Raw genomic sequence first — 20,709 nt, 5'->3', positions numbered from 1 at the left:
TCATGACCCAGGCTTTCAATATAGCGTAATTACAGAGTTTAACTGCGTAGTAAGGCAAGGATCTCTTCTGTTTTCTGCTTCATCAATAATGGGTTTGCCCGCGATTCAACGTTGAGGCGCACCACTGGTTCTGTATTGGAACTGCGAAGGTTAAAACGCCAGTCTGCAAACTCAAGACTGATACCATCGGTTTGATCGAACAATAAGGCATCAGGTTGATAACGCTCCAATACCTTTTTGATTGCCGATTGAGGGTCTTGTAACTGGCTGTTGATCTCACCAGAAGCAGGATATGCAGACATACGATCTTTAACCAGTTGCCCAAGTGTCAAATTTTTGAGGCAAACCAGTTCTGCAACCAGTAACCACGGAATCATCCCGCTGTCACAGTAAGAGAACTCACGGAAATAGTGATGGGCACTCATTTCCCCACCATAAACTGCATCTTCTTTACGCATGCGTTCCTTGATAAAGGCATGGCCCGTTTTTGACATTACTGGCACCCCACCACTAGCGGCAACTACGTCAATAGTGTTCCAACTCAAACGTGGGTCGTGAATGATTTTAGCACCGGCTTCTTTTTCCAGGAACGCGGCAGCCAATAGACCTACAATATAATAGCCCTCAATGAAGCCCCCGTTCTCATCGAACAGGAAGCAGCGATCGAAATCACCATCGAACGCGATCCCCATATCTGCTTTATGTTTACGTACAGCTTGTGCTGTATCTTCCCGACATTCAGGCAGTAGAGGATTTGGGATACCATTTGGGAAGTTGCCATCAGGCAGGTGATGTACCTTGATAAATTCGACAGGAACATTCAAGTTTTTGAACCGTGCCTCAATAGCATCAATCACATGCCCTGCAGCACCATTGCCGGAATTGATAACAAGTTTTAGCGGTTTCAGATTCTTAAAATCAACGTAGCCAAGCAAATGCTCGACATAAGCTTCTTCAATAGATATTTGTCGATAAGTACCGCGAGTGTCAGGGGTAACCGGAGTAAAACGGTTCTCTTCAGCCAGTTTCTGAATATCGCGCAATCCAGTATCACCACTGATGGGTTTCGCCTGGCTACTCACCAGTTTCATCCCATTGTAATCCATAGGATTATGGCTGGCAGTAACTTCGATTCCGCCATCAATACCTAAATGAAAAGTAGCGAAATAAATCTCTTCAGTACCGCTTAGCCCGATATCAAGCACATCAACACCAGCGTCACGCAGACCATCTGCCAGTGCAAGTTTCAATTCCTCACTGGTTAAACGGACATCGCCGCCCACCACAACTTCTTTAGGCTTTAAAAATTCGCCATATGCACGACCAATACGATAGGCAATATCTGCGTTCAGCTCTTCGCCTAATCGACCACGAATGTCGTATGCTTTAAAACAGGTTAAAATTTGAGCCATCTGAAAATCCTTACCAAAAATGTTACACATTTACGTTCTAATAATTGAGACGTAAAGCAATTAATCGTACTTTCCATTATTATCAAATCGAACAATATCATCTTCGCTCAAATAGGAGCCCGATTGGATTTCAATGAGGTCCAACGCAATTTTCCCTGGGTTTTCCAAAGAATGTTCGACGCCTAATGGAATGTAAATAGATTCGTTTTCACTCACGAATTGAACGGTACCGTTCTTGAACACTTTCGCCGTTCCAGAGACGACGACCCAGTGTTCGGAGCGATGATGATGCATTTGCAGAGATAACTTCTCACCAGGTTTGACCGTTATTTTCCGTACCTGGAAACGATCTCCCTGCGCAATTGCATCGTGTTTCCCCCAAGGGCGATACACTTCACGATGTTGTTTACTTTCAGAACGCTTGCTACGTTTCAGATGATTTACAATCTCCTTAACGTCCTGCACTTTATCCTTCTTAGCGATCAAAACAGCATCTTTGGTCTCAACCACTACCAGATTATCAACACCTACGGTCGCCACTAATTTGTGTTCAGCCCTGATATAGTTATTTGAGCAATCGTGCTGTATGACATCACCAAAAGTAGTGTTACCTGCCTGATCTTTTTCACTAATTTCCCATAGTGCTGACCATGAGCCAACATCGCTCCAACCAGCATCCAGGGGGACTACAACCGCATCTTCCGTTTGTTCCATAACTGCATAGTCAATAGACTCGTCCGGACAAGCGATAAACGCTTCGCGATCAACACGGACAAAATCCAGATCCGGAGAAGTATGTTGTAACGCCTGACGGCAAGCTGCAAGAATATCCGGACGATATTTATTTAACTCTTCAAGATAACGACTGGCTTTGAACAAGAACATGCCGCTATTCCACAAATAGTCTCCGCTTTTAATATATTCCTGCGCTGTAGCCAGATTAGGTTTTTCTACAAAGCGTGACACCTGGCACGTTACCGAACCGTCAATGCTTTCACCCTTATGGATGTAACCATAGCCAGTTTCCGGGCCCGTAGGGACAATACCGAAAGTAGCCAGCTTACCCTGGTCTGCATATGGAACCGCCTGAAGAACAGCATCACGGAACGTCTTCTCATCTTGAATAACATGATCTGCAGCCAGAACCAACAATAGAGGATCCTCTCCATTGCCAGTTGCTTGCAAAGCGGCTAACGCTATAGCAGGTGCAGTATTGCGGCCTACTGGTTCCAAAATAATGTTGTGCGATAAGCGAGTAATCTGACGCAGCTGTTCAGCAACAATGAAACGGTGTTCTTCATTACAAATAACGAGAGGATTGGATATCTCTAAGCCATCCAGACGATTCACCGTAGTTTGCAGCATAGAAAACTCGCTACACAACGTTAAAAATTGTTTAGGGAATAACTCTCTGGAAAGAGGCCATAAACGACTTCCGGTGCCGCCAGCCATGATAACAGGATAAATATTACTCATGATAAATCTCACCAATCAGTATTTTATGGTTTTGGCCGTATTAAACTCATGCCATTTGACATTTATATATTCAGCCAATTCGGCCCGAAAACGCTCTGCAGAGAATTTGCATGCCTGCGTACGGCAATCAACGGGGCTGATTTCGTCTTGAATTTTTTCAAACTGCTGCACTGCTGCCACCAAAGAAGGGACATTTTGTTCAAAGAAGAAAATACCGGTTGGATTATCCACCCCATATGGACGAACGGTTTCCAACGCCCCCCCTTTACCAAAAGTGATTACCGGTGTTCCACACGCCTGAGCCTCAACCGGCGTGATACCAAAGTCCTCTTCCGCGGCGAAAACAAAGGCCTTGGCTCGCGACATATGATCCTGCAACACTTCATTACTTTGATAACCCAGGATCTCAACATTTTTCCCAGCTTTAGACTTAATCTTGGCCATCTCAGAACCATCGCCAATCACGATGAGTTTCTTATCTGGCATTGCGCTAAACGCCTCAACGATAAGATCCATACGTTTATAGGGAACCATACGGGATGCTGTGAAATAAAAATCATCTTTATTTTCATTCAATAAAAATCGGTCAACATCAACCGGCGGGTAAATCACATCGGCTTCCCGCCCATAAACCTTTTTGATTCGGCGAGCGATAAAATGCGAATTTGCAATAAAGTGATCAACTCCATTAGCAGTGCGGTAATCCCACATCCGAATTTTGTGCAACAACCACTTTGCCAACTTACCTTTTATCCCCTTAATAAGATTTGCTTCACGAAGGTACTGATGTTGTAAATCCCAAGCATAACGAATCGGTGAATGTACGTAACTAATATGTAATTGATCTGGCCCTGTCAAGACACCTTTCGCTACAGCATGACTGCTCGACAAAACAACGTCATGGGAAGAAACATCCAGTTGCTCTATAGCCAAAGGCATCAGTGGCAAATATTTCTGATAGCTGGTTTTAGCCTTAGGCAATTTTTGTATGAAAGTAGTTTTTGCATGCTTGTTGTGAATCTGCTGCCTTGCGGCATCAGATAAGAAATCGACTACAGAATAAAGAGTGGAGTCTGGGTATATATCAATAAATTCTTTTATTACGCGCTCTGCGCCAGCATAGGTTACTAGCCAATCAGCTACAACACCTACATTCAATTTCTGTTCAGGCATACCCTCTCCCAGCATATTCTAAAATAAAAAATCACAATACATATTAAATTAATGATTTAATTTTCTCAGTGATAACAACCTGCCCAAAATTATCTTTAATTAATTTAACAACATCATGATCAAACTCCTTCACTGGAGGCAATGAACTAATTTTCTCACGTAGGTCATCGATATCTTTGAAACAAAAAACCACATTATCACCGAAAATATTGTTTGCCCAACGGAGGAAATCAGTTTCCACACAAATGATCCGACTTTTTACAGACAATGCATAGAAAAAGCTTCCGCTGACAATCATGTCTGGGTCTGCATGACAAATAATTAATCCTTGTGATGATGAAATTAATTTCTCTGCAGTAACATCATCAATATAACCAGCAAGGATTGATATATTATCGGACGAAATACTTTTTAACTTCTCAACATAGCTTTCATCATCATAGCTACCAGCAATGATTAATTTTTTGTCCAAAGGGAATTTTGTAATTAGCTCTTCCAGCTTTTTATATTTGTTGATTCGCCCAAAGAATACAAAACTATCCTTCTTATCATCACTCAATAACTCTCCTTGTATAAATTCATTATCGGTTTTATACAAAGGATGAGGAATATAATGCATATCAACAGTAGCCGCGACTGGTGAATGGACTACGCCCATTCCAGATATTTTCATTAAGAAATCAGCATAACGCTTAGCCCGAGAGCTATCTTCAATTTGAGTTCCGTGAGGGTATAAATTATGACGAACATAAATAACTTTTTTCGCCACTATCTTGAAGAGTATTATTTTCAGGATTGCCTTTACCATCAAGGAATTTCTTACCTTACCTTGATTATCGATAATGCCAGAATCAAGCCAGTTGATAAAAATCACATCATATCTATGAAATTTAAATTTAGTGAAGCGCTTAACAATGCTTTTGAACGAAACGCCCTCTACTTCACCAAATTGAGAAAGGATATGTTTAAATCTGTTACTGTAATCATTGGTTCCAGTGTTTTCCGGATAATATGCTATCTTCATTTCACAACCAACTTTATTTAGCACCGCCAACATAAGCTATCGGCGGGTGCGAATTAATTACCAGAGATCGTATGGGAATGCTTTGAAGAGACGCTTAGAAACTGTCGGCATATCAATAGGCTTTGCTGGAGTCATTGACAAAGCCTCTTCAATCGTAGCAGCAATAGGATATTCTTTTCTTCCCGTACCAAAATAGTAATCATCATACTTGAACTTGGATTCGCCGCTGTTACCATCAAGGAAAATAGCAGGAATTCCGTACGCCTCAGCAATAATAACACCGTGCAAAGAGCTGGAAATTACAAATTTACTATTCACAATAGCCTGGGTGAAGGCCAATGCACCTTGCCGTGGTGAACAGAGAACATCTGCGTACTTCTCATATTTTTTAAAATCTTCATTCATATGAGGAATAATGATCATCTCACGCTTTAAGGATTCATCAGTCAGAAGTTCTTTACTGAAAAAAGTAGGCAATAGCAATGCTGGATCGCCATACACTTCAGGAACCGAGATACCACGCTTTTGCAATAGTTCACGGGTTAGTGGTCCTCGTACAGCACGCACATCAAGATTGCTGAACTTCATTTGCTCATGACTGATCTTCCCATTAATTCCGGTCCCCCAAACACAATCCCCAGTGTTGGCAAAGTGCATAACTGAACCAATGGAAAGCAATTTGTTCTTTGCATTACTCTTATCAAGGATACCTTTATCTTTAAGAGTCAACATTTGCTCAACAATGACTTTTGCCAAATGGTCACCAGCATTATGGATGCCGTCCTTCGGCTCCCACCAAAAAACTCGCGCTCTTAATTTGTCATTTTTTGAAAAGTTTAGCTTTAACATTAACAATTAATTCCTGATAGGTATTTAGTTTTAAAAGGTCTATTAAAACCTTAAGCTTAATATTTGCATTTTTCCGTGTTTGAGGTGTAACCCATTCGATAATAAAGGCAACACAACTGTAGCTGATAATCACGGAAACTGCAGCACCAGTAGCGCCATAGTTTTTTATAAAGAAATAGTTAAGACAGATACTCAAAAGCAGACCAAACGCGTTTCGTATAATAGCAAAGCGTTCGAGTTTAAATATACTGTAATATAAGCCACTGAGGTTAACGATAACTAATACTGGCAATGAAAGCATCAATACAGCAAAAACAGGAACTGATGCACTGAACTCTTTACCCAGTAAAAATGGAATTAACCACGGAGCGGAAAATGCCAGTAGTAAACTGATAGGAATGCTGGCAAGCAGACCGTACAGATAAAGCTTCTCAAGGTACCTTTCTTTGTCTAAGGACTGACTTTTACTGATGTAAGGAAGAAAAACTCCAGCCAACAATGATGGTATGGTGAGAAGTTGCTCTACTAATTTATATGCGCCCGCATAAATACCCACACTAGCCGTACCAGCCAAAAGTGATAACATAAATTGGTCAGTTCGCATATTTAACTGAACAATAACTACTGATATCCAGAAAAACAGTGAGCGACTGAACAGGTGCTTTCTGATAACTGAACGGTAAAGCCGACTTCTCACTCTGGTAATTTTCATTTTGTGCTTGCGGGTAGCAAACACGCAAAGCAAGTTAATAATTAGATTACTGAATGCATATGTCAGCATAATATAAATTAAGTTGTTCTCACCTGTAAAACAAAGCAAAATTCTCAATAATGCCATAAGGAGAGAAACAGTAACTCTAATTTTCACCAGAGTTGCATTCTTTAAATTCGCTTCAAAATGATAGGTAAATATCTCAAATGGTGAAGCTACAAATGCCAATAAAAGCGCATAAAATTTTATATCATAATTACTGATATACAAATATAAGAAAGCAACAATGAAAAAGAAAAGAGAGCTTGCAAGCTTTATATTAAATGCTTGATTAAATATTAATGCTTCGCGGCTTGGAGACTTTAGTGATGAATAGACCCTACGAATCCCAAACTCAGATACTGTAACCGCCAGTAAATAATAAAGTTGAAAAATTGCGAGCTTACCAAAATCCTCAACGCCCAGGTAACGGATAACAATAACATTAGAAAGCAAAAGAATAAATGTCGTCGCGAATTTCTCCGTAACCAAATAGAATATATTTTTAACAAGATTACTCATTTTTCACACAACCATTGAGAAAATATTTCGAATGCGTTGGGACAAATTAATTATTTCCAAGAAACTAATTAGTTTAAAACATCATCACAACTTATTGATAATATCGTCTAATCTTTTAGCCGATTCATGCCATGAATAGTTTTGGATATTATTGTATCCGGCGTTCTTTAATTCATCGCGTAATTGTTCATCATGAGCAATCTTATCGAGAGCATTGACCATATCTTTATGGTTATAAGGATCAAAATATAATGCACTTTCCGCCAACACCTCAGGTAATGAAGCCTGGTTTGATGATACAACCGGACAACCACAAGCCTGCGCCTCAAGCGGAGGTATACCGAATCCTTCGTAAAATGAAGGGAATACAAATGCCAGAGCACTTTGATAAATACTAACTAACTCTTCATCAGTAACACGGCCTAAAAACTCAACATTAGTCATGTCAATTTCGCCGTTAGCAGAAAAGTCAATGCCTGAGAAATTTTTATTCTTGCCACCAATAATCTTCAGTTTGATGTCAGAGTTTTTTGATATGTCAGAGAACGCGGCTAATAGCCCATGAAAATTCTTATGATAATTTGGGGACGAAACCGATAATAGAAATGGTTCATCTACTAATTTACTTTCTGTTTCTCTGCGAGTAAATATTTCTGATACTGCATTAGAGATCACAAAAGTTTTTTGAGGATCATAATTATAAGCATTTGTGATTTCTTTTTTGGAGAATTCGCTCACAGTCAATAATGCACGACTATTCTTCAGCATTACCGGAATTAGTAGGTTATACATTAGCCTGAATTTCCGCGAATAACTTTCTGGAAATTTTTTATAGGTGATATCATGGTGCGTAACAATCTTGTTTTTATACCATAACGGCGCTGTATTCCCAAGGTTGACGAGCAAAGGACTTCCATTATTTTTCAAGAAAACAGGAAGATCACGCTGTTCCCACTGATGCCCTGCTCTATTACCGATGACTTTAACATTAAGTAGATCAGCAATTTTTTTATTTTTAATATCACCTGGAGAAATAAAGACAACATCGTCTCTAATTTCTTGCAATGCTAAACTGATTTGCTCTGCAAAACGTTGTACACCTGTAAGTTCCTGAGTAAGAAATCTTGCGTTAATAAAAACCATAAATACCTCAATGACGATGCCATTTTACAATATAAACTTAACGTATTTTCTCGTGGAGTTGTTTGGCATCCGCCACTTTATAAAACTCATCCTGTCGGAAGGACAGAAGCAATGCAGAAATGATTATTGAGAAAATATAACCTGGATAGTTTGTAATTGGATTATTATATACGAAATTAATCGAAATAGAGATCATCCAATAAAGAAAAACGCCAGGGAAAAAATATCCACGGCAGACCTTCATGTATAATCTTAGTAAAATCATTGAAGATGCCAGCAAGAAAATAAATATGCCTATGCCACCATAATTCGATAATAAGAAAATATAAATACTATCAAGTGGTATTGCTGCAATATCTCCGGTTGCGGCGTTGCCATTAAGACCATAGCCTGCACCAGTCAATATAGAATATGTATCACTATGCCGAACGTCCTCTATTAAGAGAATCCTTGCCAATATACTTTGTTCTGCATAGTTATTATCGCTAGAATAAAGTGATTTATATACACCTAGATCCGTCATGGTGATATAAAAGAATGTCAGTAATACTATACAAACCATCGCCACACTCGCCAAACTCAATTTCAGCGGTAAAAAACGACGTATAAAAAGATAACCAAAATAAATAACAGCCATAATCATAGCCGTTTTAGATGTAGAACAAACAATACCGGCAGTGACAATAATAATATACTTAAATCTATGTTTGTTGCTCACAAACGGGCTTAATATCAGACCGAAGAACAAAAACTCAGCCAATGTAAATGGTCCACTAAAGAGTCCAATGGCCCTAAAAAACCCACTAGCAGAACGTAAAATCAAACCATTATCTTTGCCTACCTGTGTAAATTGTAGACCTGGATTTACCCCAGCAACAGCATAAAGTATGCCTGAAAAGAAACTTTCCAAAATAGCGAAGATTGCATTGATAACTGTGACGACAATATAGACTTTTATTATTTTAAACAGCAACTGCATCCGATGTTCGCGTTCTAAACAAACAAGAAAAGCACCTACAAGTAATGCACTGTAGGTAAATAATTCAAAACGGAATTGAGTGACAATGTTACCCATTTTAAAATTATTATTGAGTATAGATATCAATACATAACTCAAAGATAGCATTACCATCCCAATAAATAGCAACAAATAGTTGCGGAAACCAGGACCTAATCTAGCCTTGTTAGCCACTAGGTATAGAAGTAAAAAAGCCGGTAATATCAGAGAGTAAATATCTTTATAGATTAATAAAAAACGCGTCGTATTATGGGCAACAATGTTCAACACACCACTGATCGAGAGAACCATCAGGTATGTAATAACGAAGTAGTCGACGATTTTTTTTGATGATAATCCCATATTAGTTTTTATAAACCTCTTTATAATCAGCAGCCAACTGCCCTACATCAAAAGGGTTCACATCAAGTGCTTCAACATGGTGATTTTTTAATGTTCTTAACTTCTCAAGTGTAAAGTCATTCAGCTCATAGATATTTTCATAATATTCAGCTACTTCTGCTACGCCACCAGCGTAGGAGGTAAAGACATGCTTTCCTGCAGAGGCGGTTTCAGCAACAACGCGACCAAAGGGTTCATTCCACATTGTCGGTAAATAGATCATATCAATTTTTGCTAAAAATGATTCAACCGGTACAAAACCGAGTAAATGAACACCAGCACGTTCCGCCTTTTCTTTTAAGTATTCACCCTCAATTGAGGCGGCCAAACGCCCGGCAGCAAAAAACTCAACTTCATTGGGTATCGTCATCTCCTGCGCTTTATCACAGAAGGCGCTGAAACCTTTATCTTCAGTTAAACGACCGATAAATCCAACACGAATTACTGTAGAAGGTTCATTGTCAACGTAAATATTTTTAATTGGATTATAAATATGCTGATGAGCTGCGTTCTGTGCAAAGCCATTATCACGGTGTAGCGCTGATATATATTTACTGATACCAACAAACCTATCTACATTTTTGCTTTTTGATTTTTTTATGACAGATGCTATTTTTATTTTTGTAGACTTTACATCCATATTCTTTCCAGATTGGAATAAAGTACAGTTGTGATGAAACAAGTAATAGTCGCGAGCTGTGTGAACCAGTTTAATATTCTTATTTTTTACAACATCCCAAATTGCTACTGAAAAACCGCTAATATTATTGGTATGAACAATATCGGGGTTAAAATCATCCAACTCTTGTTCAAAGATTTTTCCCATCATTGGGTTAAAGCTGTCAATTAAATGCCAGAGAATTTTTTTAACTCTCCCTTTTTGTACATTATTGAACGGCCAATACAAATTTTTTAGCGGGAGGTAAACTACTTCGACACCGTTCAATTCCGTTTGTTTTCTGGTTTTTTCATCATGGAGACAAACAACGCGAACTCTATCCCCTTTAGAAACCAACTCCTCAGCCAAAAGTTGTACTGACACTTCCGCACCGCCAACTTTAAAAGGTGCATATAATGTATTAACAATTAATATATTCATAATAGCCGGTTTTTTTCAGGCATTGCTGCTCTGTAATATTAAGCAATTCGGATAGAAGCGAGGTTATAAACTCTTTATAACCTCTTTTAGATAGTTGTTACAGACTTATGCGTCTTTACTGGCAGACTTGTACTCGTACTGATAGTAACCGTAGCTACCGTAATAACTGCTGGCACGACGTTCAACGGCGTTGAGAATGATACCTTTGATTTCGATCCCGTTCTGATCGAACCGGCGTACGCTGATCTCGATTTCTTTGACGGTATTCATACCAAAGCGTGCAATCATCAGTGCGGTACCTACATGATGACCGATAATCGCAGCATCTGTTACAGCAAGAATCGGTGGTGTATCAATTAGTACCAAATCATAGTTCTTGTTCGCCCACTCTACCAATTCAGTAAAACGACTGTGCATCAGCAGTTCTGATGGGTTAGGTGGGATCTGACCACGAGGAATAAAGTCCATTCCGCCAATCTGCGTCGGACGAACAGCATTACTGGCATCAATCTTGCCGGAAAGTATATCCGAGAGCCCATTTTGCCAACTGGTATCAAGCAAACTATGTGAATAGCCCTTACGCATATCAGCATCGATAACCAACACTCGTTGACCTGCCTGAGCGATCACTGCCGCCAGGTTGATACTAACAAACGTTTTACCGATATTTGGGCTGGCCCCAGAAATCATTAATACGTTGTTTTTTGCTTCCATCATCGCAAAATGCAAGCTGGTGCGCAGGCTTCGTACTGCCTCAATTGCCAAGTCAGCCGGATTACCAACAGCAAGCAAAGAATTCGCTCGCGCATTTGATTTTCGGTGACTACGTAATAATACTTCCCGGTCTTTCTTCTGTTGCCACTCGGACAACGGAATGCTGGCGTAAACGTTGATTCCACGTTGTTCCAGCTCATCTGGATTCTCGATGCCATGATGCAGCATAGTTTTGAGCATCACGATGCCCACAGAAAGCATCCCGCCCAAGACTATACAAATAAGTACAATCAATGTCTTACGAGGTTGAACTGGTTTTGGCTGAGTGACGGCAGGATCAACAATGCGCACATTACCTACGGTACTGGCCTTGGTGATACTCAACTCCTGCTGTTTGTTCAGCAGCTGCATATAAATTTCTTTGCCAGCATCAACATCACGGGTCAGACGCAAGATTTCTTGCTGAGTTTTTGGCATAACACTAATGCGTTTGTTGATCTTTTCACGCTCACCTTCCAGTGTTCCGCGTTTTTCCATCAACGCACGGTATGCTGGGTGCTCTTTGGTGTAAAGCTTCGAAATTTCAGCTTCTTTGAAGGTCAACTCATTTAATTGGGACTCGACTGAAACTACAGTATCCAGCATGGATTTAGCTTCAAGGGACAGATCGACAGAGTCATTATCCTGGCGGAACTTATTCAGCTTATCTTCAGCAACCTCCAATGAACCTTTGACCTGTGGTAATTGTTCTTTCAAGAAATCGAGGCTCTTGGCTGCTTCTTCCGATTTTCGCTCAACGTTCTGCAGTAAATAGTTTTTTGAGATACTATCGAGCGTTTTGCCTACTAATTCGGGATCGTTACCAAGTAAAGTTAATGCCAGAACGCCGGTATCCTTCCCTTTGTCTTCAACAGTCAAAGCAGAAAGAATACTGTTGATGGTCATTAAGTCACTACGTTGCGAAACGCTAAAAACTGTGCCTGGTTCAGCATCAATTTCACTGACCAGCATAGTGACGCCTTTCTGTTTGACCAACTCACCCGTTTTCCCTTTAAGGAGCTCATCGCCATCCACAATCAAAACGAAGCTGTTTTTGTCAATAACTTCTAATTCAATGTCTTTTTCATTCCAGCTATGTGGAATAGACAGGCGCGACAGTGCAATCCTACCAGGCTCATTCCCAATCAAACGATTCCAGCCTTGGCCGAAAAGAGGAAAATACTTTTGTTCAACTACCGTGTTCAAATTCAGATCTTTAACCGTCTTTCCCAGAACCATACGGGATTTGATCAGCTCTATTTCGGCAGCCGAACCAGGTTGGCCTGACGGTAGCATTTCGGAAAGGTTATTGAGGATTGAATTCCCAGAACTTTGTTCAACCTGAACTAATGCATCAGATTGATAAACCGGTGTTGCGAAAAGAGAATAGACAATGCCGATAACGGCAAATAATGTCGTAACCCCTATAATTAGCCAACGGTGATCTAATAAAGTCCCCAGTAGCCGACCCAAATCAATCTCATCATTACTTGCGCCCGCTGTGGGACCCAATTTGCTATTATCAATCATTGTCATCTCTGGTTAACGATTTAATGCTTTTGCCCATTTCTGCGCAGCTTCCGCCAGAAGGTTGTAAACGAACTCGAACGCTTCGTGGCTCTTCTTGTATGGATCTGGAACTTCGGTCTGACCTAACCAATGGGCAAAAAGCATCGTTTTCCCCCTAACTTCAGGAGCTAAGCGGCACACCGCTTCAATATGATTTTTTTCCATTACCAGTATCAATGAGTAATCACGACACATTTCCTTGGTTAATTGCTGCGCAACATGGTTGTCCAAAGAAAGACCATTTGCCTCTGCCACCGTCACAGCAGCGCCATCTGCAGCTTTACCAACCAGGGCGCCGATACCAGCAGAAGCAATTCTTTTGTGCGGCAATTGTTGTTTCAAAAGCCGCTCCCCCGTAGGAGAACGGCAAATATTGCCTACACATACGACCAAAACAGAATCAAACATGACGTATTCCTCTACGGCCAATTACGAATACGCAAAACACCTTCGGTCAGGTTGTTGAAACCGTCGATAGTTGGTACTAACTGAGATACCAAGCGATTCCAACGAGCAACCGGAGCGGCGGTTACATAGACAATGTCATAGGGTTGCAGCTGGAACTCAGTGCCCATCACCATCGCCGTCGCATCCGACATGTCCAACTGATAGATACTAGCCAACTTCTTGCCCTGTGTGCCATGCAGAGGACGAATAACAAATATCCCTGTAGAGTCGGCGCTGGTTTGAGAAACACCTTGAGTAGTACCTAATGCTTCCGTCAATGTCATACCGCTGCGATCCATTTTGAGCGTCGCTGGGGTTTTAACTTCCCCCATCACAAACACTTTCAGATCGTCGTTACGTGGAATATAAAGAATGTCTCCAGGATAGAGCAGACGGTTTTGAGTGAGATCGCCATTTTGCATCAGTTTCTGCAGCGACAGACTCTGCTCTTTCCCATTGTGGGTAAGGACAATATTACGCCAGTCTGCATTTTCCGTCAGACCACCAGCGGCATTGATAGCATCCATCACGGTCAAAGGTACGTTGGTGATGGCTTGCTGCCCCGATTTGGCGACTTCTCCGGTCACATAGGCTTTCTGAGAGCGGAAAGCAGCGATATTCACGTCAACCTGTGGACTTTCGATGTACTGGGCCAATCGGGAGGCTATTTGATCGCGAATTTGGGTAACTGTTTTACCCGCCACATTCACTTTCCCGATATAAGGATAGAAAATAGTACCATCAGAATGTACCCAGTTACCGGTGTCACTGGCGCTACGGTATTGGCCTGCTGGTGTGGTTAACTCTGGGTGATCCCAAACGGTGACGTTGAGCACATCACCCACTCCGATCCGATATTCATAAGTTAGCAGCGAGGCATCCAGCGGACCATTAGGCTGAGCAACCACTCTTGCCGGGCGGAGAGAATCTAACAATTTGGGTGTCATCGGATAGATATTGACTAACTGATCAATATCAAAATCAGCATCCTCTTGTTTTACAACATCTTTACCGCTTGTAGAAAGGTGGGTTCCTGGAAACACAGTACAACCACTGATTACGCTGATTGATATCAACAGCGGTATCATTTTCAATTGTCGTTTTGCCATCAAATTATCATCACTTTCAAAGTAAATGTATCTGCAAAGCTACAATGCTAGCCGACCATGGCTGCGTCTCTGTAACCTTACCAAAATGCCTCGGTTTATGTACCCGTCCTGAAACGGAGGAAAACCTGTTGCAATAAATCTTTAACGTTTATCTGCTGTTGATGAATACAAAGATATTATTATTAACGAAGTAAAGTATTCAGCTTATGCTCACACTGGCGACTTCCTACAAGCAATAACGGTAATTACCCTTATAAAACAGAAAGTTGCTGAGATTTTACAACCTGATTCACAAAGAAAAACCGCGCAGGCCAAACGGTAAGACAGCCTGTAATAGAATGTATACTAATATAAAAAATGAAACAGCGAAATTACCTAAGATTCAATGGGTGTGGCAAATTGCCCTGACAGCTACTGAATTCGCTGCCAGGTCACAAAATATCGCATAGATCCTAGAGTGACAATTTTTCCGCCCACTCGCGAAATGCCTTGCCTTGGGTGGGGTGACGCAGACCATAAGTAACAAACGCACGCAAATAGCCCATTTTCTCCCCGCAGTTGAACGATTCCCCAACCAACTCTGTCGCTTCGACTGGTTTGTGCTTCAACAGCTCGGCAATGGCATCTGTCAGTTGAATACGTCCCCATACGCCCGGCTCGGTTTTTTCTAAAATCGGCCAAATATCGGCAGAGAGAACATAGCGCCCTACAGCAGAATAATTAGACTTCAACGGAACTTCATGGCCCGGTTTTTCTATGATCGAAGTCATACGCGAGCTTTCACCAGGCTGCAGCTTGTTGGCTTCACACTCAACCACCGAGTAGTCGTGTAAAACATGCTCATCCGCAGCCTGAACCAGCACCTGGCTCAAACCCGTCTGTTCAAAGCGACTAATCATATGCGGCAGATTGTCTTTCTTCAGGTCGGCTTTGGCGTCGTCAAGCAAGACATCCGGCAACAGAACTACAAAAGGTGAGTCCCCTACCAGCGGCTTGGCACAAAGCACCGCATGCCCCAAGCCTTTTGGCTGCCCCTGACGAATATGCATTAGCGTTACGCCTTTCGGTGTAATAGATTGCACTTCATCGAGCAACTGGCGCTTAACGCGCGCTTCAAGCATCGCTTCCAACTCGAAGGAGGTATCAAAATGGTTTTCGATTGCATTCTTGGATGAATGCGTCACCAGGATGATCTCTTTGATCCCCGCAGCAACGCACTCATTGACAATGTATTGAATCAGCGGCTTATCAACGATCGGCAACATTTCCTTTGGAATAGCCTTGGTTGCAGGCAGCATACGCATACCCAGACCTGCAACGGGAATGACAGCTTTTAACTTGGTCATGGTAATCCTCTTGATATCTTATGATCGTCTTCTCAGCCGTAACTCTTACTTGCTGTTCAGCGTTTGTTTTAGCCACTGGGTAAAATCTTCGCCTTCGGAGGCGTGGCGCAGTCCGTATTGTACGAATGCCTTCATATAACCCAACTTATCGCCGCAGTCATGCGATTTTCCGCTCATATGAAAAGCCTCTACGGTTTCCTGCCCCATCAAGGCAGCAATGGCATCGGTCAACTGGATTTCATCGCCGGCACCCGGTAAGGTTTTTTCCAGCAGCGGCCAAATATCCGCAGACAAAACATAACGGCCAACCACCGCCAGATTTGAAGGTGCATCTTCCAGGGCCGGTTTTTCCACCACGGCGGTCATCGGGGTACTCTCACCTGCTGACAACGCCGCACCACCACAATCAACGACGCCGTATTTCGAAACATCCTGTTCCGGTACCGGTTCCACCATGATCTGGCTAAAACCGGTATCAGTGAAACGTTGAATCATTTTAGCCAGGTTTTCTTTACGCAGATCGGCAGTTGAGTCATCCAGCAACACATCGGGTAACAACACAACAAAAGGATCATCGCCGACCATCGGCTTGGCGCACAGAACCGCGTGACCCAGACCTTTAGCTTGCCCCTGGCGTACTTGCATTACTGTCACATCTGAAGGGCAAATACTCTGCACTTCTTCCAGCAACTGGCGTTTGACCCGTGATTCCAGTACCGCTTCAAGCTCAAAAGAGGTATCGAAGTGGTTCTCAATCGCATTTTTAGAAGAGTGAGTTACCAGAACAATATCTCTAATCCCAGCGGCAACACATTCATTAACGATGTATTGGATTAGTGGCTTATCGACCACGGGCAACATTTCTTTAGGGATGGCTTTTGTCGCCGGCAACATACGGGTTCCCAGACCTGCTACGGGAATGACAGCCTTCAATCTTTTTTGCATGTTTTTCATCCACATTCATTAATTATTACATAGCTGAACCAAGCCGCTCATGAAGTCGGAAACGGGATAGTTGAGACACGCTACCGCCCTTGGCTTTCAGCTACCAATGTACTGTCATCGTTCTCTATAGGCGACCAGGTTCAGTCACGTTTTAATGTATATCGAGGGACGTACTCTTTTGTTAAGCGATAGTTAGATCACAAATAAAACAAAATAAATACGTCCTTATAACCAAACGATGATACTTGTAAATGTTTATATGGCTAAGATTCTTATACTATTGCCCTATCGATACAAGCCTAAGATACCTATTGGGTACCCTTTTCAGAATAAGACTACCCACAGGGGTAGACTCAACAAAGTGTAGCAGTCAATGAAATCCATAACGGTTTGATTTTTAAAAATTATATTTACGCTGCTTTTATCAACAAACGTCTACCCCCATATGCCGGAAACTGACTTCCTTTTCAGAAAATCCCCCATTTCTCCTGGTGTCACATTCTGATCCCCTCCTGCATGGATGAATTTTTATGCATTCCTTTTGCTTGGTTTTTTCCTTTCACAGGCAACTCCCCCAGTTTTAATGTTGAATTTTCCTGGCCCAGCACCCATCATTCGTGTGCGGCATAAGCCGTCGAACTTACAGGTGAAATTGGGCGTATGGAATGGATCGCAGATCCAACAATTTGGGCCGGCCTGGCCACTCTGGTCGTGCTGGAAATCGTTCTGGGTATAGACAACCTTATCTTTATCGCCATCCTGGCGGAAAAATTACCAAAACATCAAAGAGATAAAGCCCGTATTGTAGGTTTAATGCTGGCATTGCTGATGCGCCTGGCGCTGTTGGCCTCCATCTCATGGTTGGCGACACTGACTCAACCGTTGTTTTTTGCCGGCGGACATCCCTTCAGCGGCCGCGATCTGATAATGCTGGTTGGGGGCATTTTCCTGCTGTTCAAAGCCACCATGGAACTCAACGAGCGACTCGAGGGTAAAGATGAAGAGCAACAGGGCCAGCGCAAAGGCGCCCGCTTCTGGCCAGTGGTGGCACAAATCGTGGTGCTGGATGCGGTCTTCTCGCTCGACTCGGTGATCACCGCCGTCGGCATGGTCGATCACCTGGCAGTCATGATGCTTGCGGTGTGTATCGCTATCGGACTGATGTTGCTGGCCAGCAAACCGCTGACGCGTTTCGTCAACGCCCATCCGACGATTGTCATCCTGTGTCTGAGCTTCCTGCTGATGATCGGTTTCAGTCTGGTTGCCGAAGGCTTTGGCTACCACATTCCGAAAGGTTATCTGTACGCCGCCATTGGTTTCTCAGTGATGATTGAAGCCTTGAACCAACTGTCGCAGTTCAACCGTCGCCGTTTCCTCTCGACAGCACGTCCCCTGCGCGAACGTACCGCAGAAGCCGTGCTGCGCATGTTGAGCGGCAAGCACGAAGAAGCGGAGATCGACAACCAATCGGCCAACCTGTTGGCCGATAGCGGCAATGAAAGCGGCGAAATTTTCAACCAGCAGGAACGCCATATGATAGAGCGCGTGCTGGGTATGGCGCAGCGTACGGTAAGCAGCATCATGACCTCCCGCCATGATGTGGAATACCTCGAGCTAAATGATCCACAGGAAAAGCTGACCCAATTGCTGGAGAAAAATCAGCATACGCGCATTGTGGTGGTGGAAGACAGCGCCAGCGATGAACCCCTCGGTGTCATTCATACCATTGACGTACTGAAGCAGCAGTTAACCCAGGCACCACTCGATTTACGTGCGTTGGTACTGCAGCCACTGATTTTCCCCGAGCAGTTGACCCTGCTGAGCGCCCTGGAACAATTTCGCCAGGCACAGACACATTTTGCCTTTGTCGTAGACGAATTCGGCTCGGTTGAAGGAATAGTCACGCTGACTGATGTGATGGAAACCATTGCAGGCAACCTGCCGGAAGCCGGAGAGGAAGTCGATGCCCGGCATGACATTGTGCAAAATGATGACGGAAGCTGGACCGCCAACGGTTATATGCCGCTGGAGGATCTGGTGTTGTATCTGCCATTACCGCTGGAAGACAAGCGTGAGTACCACACGTTGGCTGGCCTGCTGATGGAACACAGCCAGCGCATTCCCCAGGAAGGTGAGCAGTTGCGGATCGGTGACTACCTGTTTGAACCGCTGGAAGTCAGTAGCCACCGCATTTTGAAGGTAAAAATCACCCCGTTGTTGGTACCAGAACCAGACTACGAGGTTTAAACCGGGGCCGGGCATCGCCCGGCTGCTATCACAAATGCTGGGGAACCAGTAACTCCGTCGCCACAATCACCACGCTCAACCCAACAATCACCGGTACCGAAGTGCGTTTCACCACTTCGAACGGCGAGATTTTTGCCATGCCGGATACCGCCACCACCACCCCGGAAACCGGCGACAGAGTACGTCCCAGATTCGAAGCCTGCAGCATCGGGATCACCAGATAAGCCGGATTAACCCCCATTTGCGCCGCCAGTTTGGGAATCAGCTCTACGAAAGCATAGAACGGAGCGTTGCCTGAACCGGTGGTCATCGCCGCCAGCATGGTAATCACCACCAGCACCAGCATCATGATGATGCCGCCGGTACCGAATGACTGCGCCAGGCTGATCAGCCCGCTGATAAACCCGACGGTGCTCAGCCCCTGGGCGAACACGCCGGCAGCTACCAGCAGCATCACTACGCTGGCAAAAGCATCCGCCATACCGCGGTAAGCAACTTCCAGACCGCTAAATACCTGCTTGGCACTGAAGCTGCGCAGGAATTCAATTACCGCCGCCAGCAGCATACAGCCAACCAACACGGTGATGATATGCAGTTCCGGTCCCCATTTCCCATCAAACACCAGCACGCCAAGGATCGGGGTAAACGGCAGCACCGCGTAGAACCCCGGCGCATGAGTGGTGATTTCACTCACATCCATAATGTGATGCTGTTCATTGGCCTTCTTGTCGAGGTAACGCTGCCAAAAGAAATGCGCAACCGCCATGCAGACAATCGCCGCAATCGAGATGGGTAACGTAGTTTTAAAGGCGAAATCAACCAATGGCATTTCCGCCGCCTTGGCAGCCAGCACCACGTCACCCGAGGTTGGTGCCAGAATAATCGCCGCAGGTGAAGCACAAATCGCCGCTGCCGCACCACGGCTGATACCCACGTTGACCATCAGCGGGAAGAGCGTAGCCATCAGCAATACGCCCAGGCCAGTGGCAGACGAGACGGCCAGTGACATCAGACAGGCAACAAAATAGGCCGCTACCATCAAAAGGTAGGGGGAGTTGATCATTTGCAGCGGACGGGATGCCAGCTTGACCACCACATCATTGGCGCCAATGTGCGTCATATAGGCCGCAAATCCGCACAGCATCATAATCATCATGCCAAGATCGCCACCACGGCTCATCAGCAGAATTTTGACGTATTCAATGATGTCGGTCGCGCGCCATCCGGTAGATGTGGCGCTGGCAGGCAACAAACTTTTGCCCATCAGGGCACTGATGGCCAACAGTAACAGGCCACCCACCATCAATACGCCAGTGGCGGAGTAACCTTTGATGATATAACGGCCAACGCCTGCCGCGACGACTGCCCCGATCAGAAGCTCTATCATATTCCCTCAACTTATCATTTTCGTTTTTGACCGTACCAAAGCGTATAAATCGCTTAAC

16 protein-coding genes are annotated in these 20,709 nt (G+C 43.6%); 1 reads left to right on the top strand and 15 read right to left on the bottom strand.

What is annotated here, in order from left to right:
* Positions 1-38: 38 nt before the first annotated feature.
* The 14 genes from cpsG to galU form a co-directional block, all read right to left on the bottom strand.
* Positions 39-1,412: a phosphomannomutase CpsG gene (gene cpsG / locus ACSOSI_RS08220; RefSeq protein ID WP_476706857.1), complete on the bottom strand. Its 1,374-nt coding sequence runs from the start codon at positions 1,410-1,412 to the stop codon at positions 39-41.
* A gap of 60 nt (positions 1,413-1,472) precedes the next feature.
* The gene (locus tag ACSOSI_RS08215) at positions 1,473-2,888 is read right to left on the bottom strand and encodes a mannose-1-phosphate guanylyltransferase/mannose-6-phosphate isomerase (RefSeq protein ID WP_476706856.1); all 1,416 of its coding nucleotides are present in this window, start codon (positions 2,886-2,888) and stop codon (positions 1,473-1,475) included.
* Between the two features lie 15 nt (positions 2,889-2,903).
* Positions 2,904-4,061: a glycosyltransferase family 4 protein gene (locus ACSOSI_RS08210; RefSeq protein WP_476706855.1), complete on the bottom strand. Its 1,158-nt coding sequence runs from the start codon at positions 4,059-4,061 to the stop codon at positions 2,904-2,906.
* A 43-nt stretch (positions 4,062-4,104) separates the two neighbouring features.
* A complete protein-coding gene (locus ACSOSI_RS08205; protein ID WP_476706854.1) occupies positions 4,105-5,118 on the bottom strand; it encodes a glycosyltransferase family protein in 1,014 nt (337 codons plus the stop codon).
* 24 nt (positions 5,119-5,142) lie between these two features.
* Positions 5,143-5,934: a polysaccharide pyruvyl transferase family protein gene (locus ACSOSI_RS08200; RefSeq protein WP_261413057.1), complete on the bottom strand. Its 792-nt coding sequence runs from the start codon at positions 5,932-5,934 to the stop codon at positions 5,143-5,145.
* Complete coding sequence (locus tag ACSOSI_RS08195) at positions 5,906-7,207, bottom strand: flippase (RefSeq protein WP_476706853.1); 1,302 nt, start codon at positions 7,205-7,207, stop codon at positions 5,906-5,908. The genes ACSOSI_RS08200 and ACSOSI_RS08195 overlap by 29 nt, the downstream gene beginning before the upstream one ends.
* Positions 7,208-7,291: 84 nt before the next feature.
* The gene (locus ACSOSI_RS08190; protein WP_476706852.1) at positions 7,292-8,350 is read right to left on the bottom strand and encodes a glycosyltransferase family 4 protein; all 1,059 of its coding nucleotides are present in this window, start codon (positions 8,348-8,350) and stop codon (positions 7,292-7,294) included.
* Between the two features lie 37 nt (positions 8,351-8,387).
* Positions 8,388-9,425, bottom strand: coding sequence for a hypothetical protein (locus ACSOSI_RS08185; RefSeq protein ID WP_476706851.1), 1,038 nt, complete (start codon positions 9,423-9,425; stop codon positions 8,388-8,390).
* 286 nt (positions 9,426-9,711) lie between these two features.
* Positions 9,712-10,848, bottom strand: coding sequence for a glycosyltransferase family 4 protein (locus tag ACSOSI_RS08180; RefSeq protein WP_476706850.1), 1,137 nt, complete (start codon positions 10,846-10,848; stop codon positions 9,712-9,714).
* A 105-nt stretch (positions 10,849-10,953) separates the two neighbouring features.
* Entirely contained in the window at positions 10,954-13,131 is a 2,178-nt protein-coding gene (wzc, locus tag ACSOSI_RS08175; protein ID WP_476706849.1) for a tyrosine-protein kinase Wzc, read from the bottom strand.
* Between the two features lie 12 nt (positions 13,132-13,143).
* Positions 13,144-13,578, bottom strand: a complete 435-nt coding sequence (locus ACSOSI_RS08170) for an arsenate reductase/protein-tyrosine-phosphatase family protein (protein WP_017892181.1) — start codon at positions 13,576-13,578, stop codon at positions 13,144-13,146.
* Positions 13,579-13,589: 11 nt separating this feature from the next.
* Positions 13,590-14,726 carry a polysaccharide export protein gene (locus ACSOSI_RS08165; protein ID WP_017892180.1) on the bottom strand — a complete coding sequence of 379 codons (1,137 nt, stop codon included), beginning with the start codon at positions 14,724-14,726 and terminating at the stop codon, positions 13,590-13,592.
* A gap of 452 nt (positions 14,727-15,178) precedes the next feature.
* Positions 15,179-16,072 carry a sugar phosphate nucleotidyltransferase gene (locus tag ACSOSI_RS08160; RefSeq protein WP_112348278.1) on the bottom strand — a complete coding sequence of 298 codons (894 nt, stop codon included), beginning with the start codon at positions 16,070-16,072 and terminating at the stop codon, positions 15,179-15,181.
* A gap of 45 nt (positions 16,073-16,117) precedes the next feature.
* On the bottom strand, positions 16,118-17,017 hold the full coding sequence (galU, locus tag ACSOSI_RS08155) for a UTP--glucose-1-phosphate uridylyltransferase GalU (RefSeq protein ID WP_476707258.1): 900 nt from the start codon (positions 17,015-17,017) through the stop codon (positions 16,118-16,120).
* 660 nt (positions 17,018-17,677) lie between these two features.
* Here galU and ACSOSI_RS08150 point away from each other — a divergent pair.
* Positions 17,678-19,264: a TerC family protein gene (locus tag ACSOSI_RS08150; RefSeq protein ID WP_112362374.1), complete on the top strand. Its 1,587-nt coding sequence runs from the start codon at positions 17,678-17,680 to the stop codon at positions 19,262-19,264.
* Positions 19,265-19,292: 28 nt separating this feature from the next.
* On the opposite strand, the gene dcuC is transcribed toward ACSOSI_RS08150, so the two are convergent.
* On the bottom strand, positions 19,293-20,651 hold the full coding sequence (dcuC, locus tag ACSOSI_RS08145) for an anaerobic C4-dicarboxylate transporter DcuC (RefSeq protein ID WP_476706848.1): 1,359 nt from the start codon (positions 20,649-20,651) through the stop codon (positions 19,293-19,295).
* Positions 20,652-20,709 lie beyond the last annotated feature (58 nt).

It is taken from the genome of Serratia sp. AR11 (assembly GCF_056376275.1).
The sequence above is the reverse complement of the archived record's forward strand: the minus strand, read 5'-3'. Positions and strand labels throughout refer to the sequence as shown.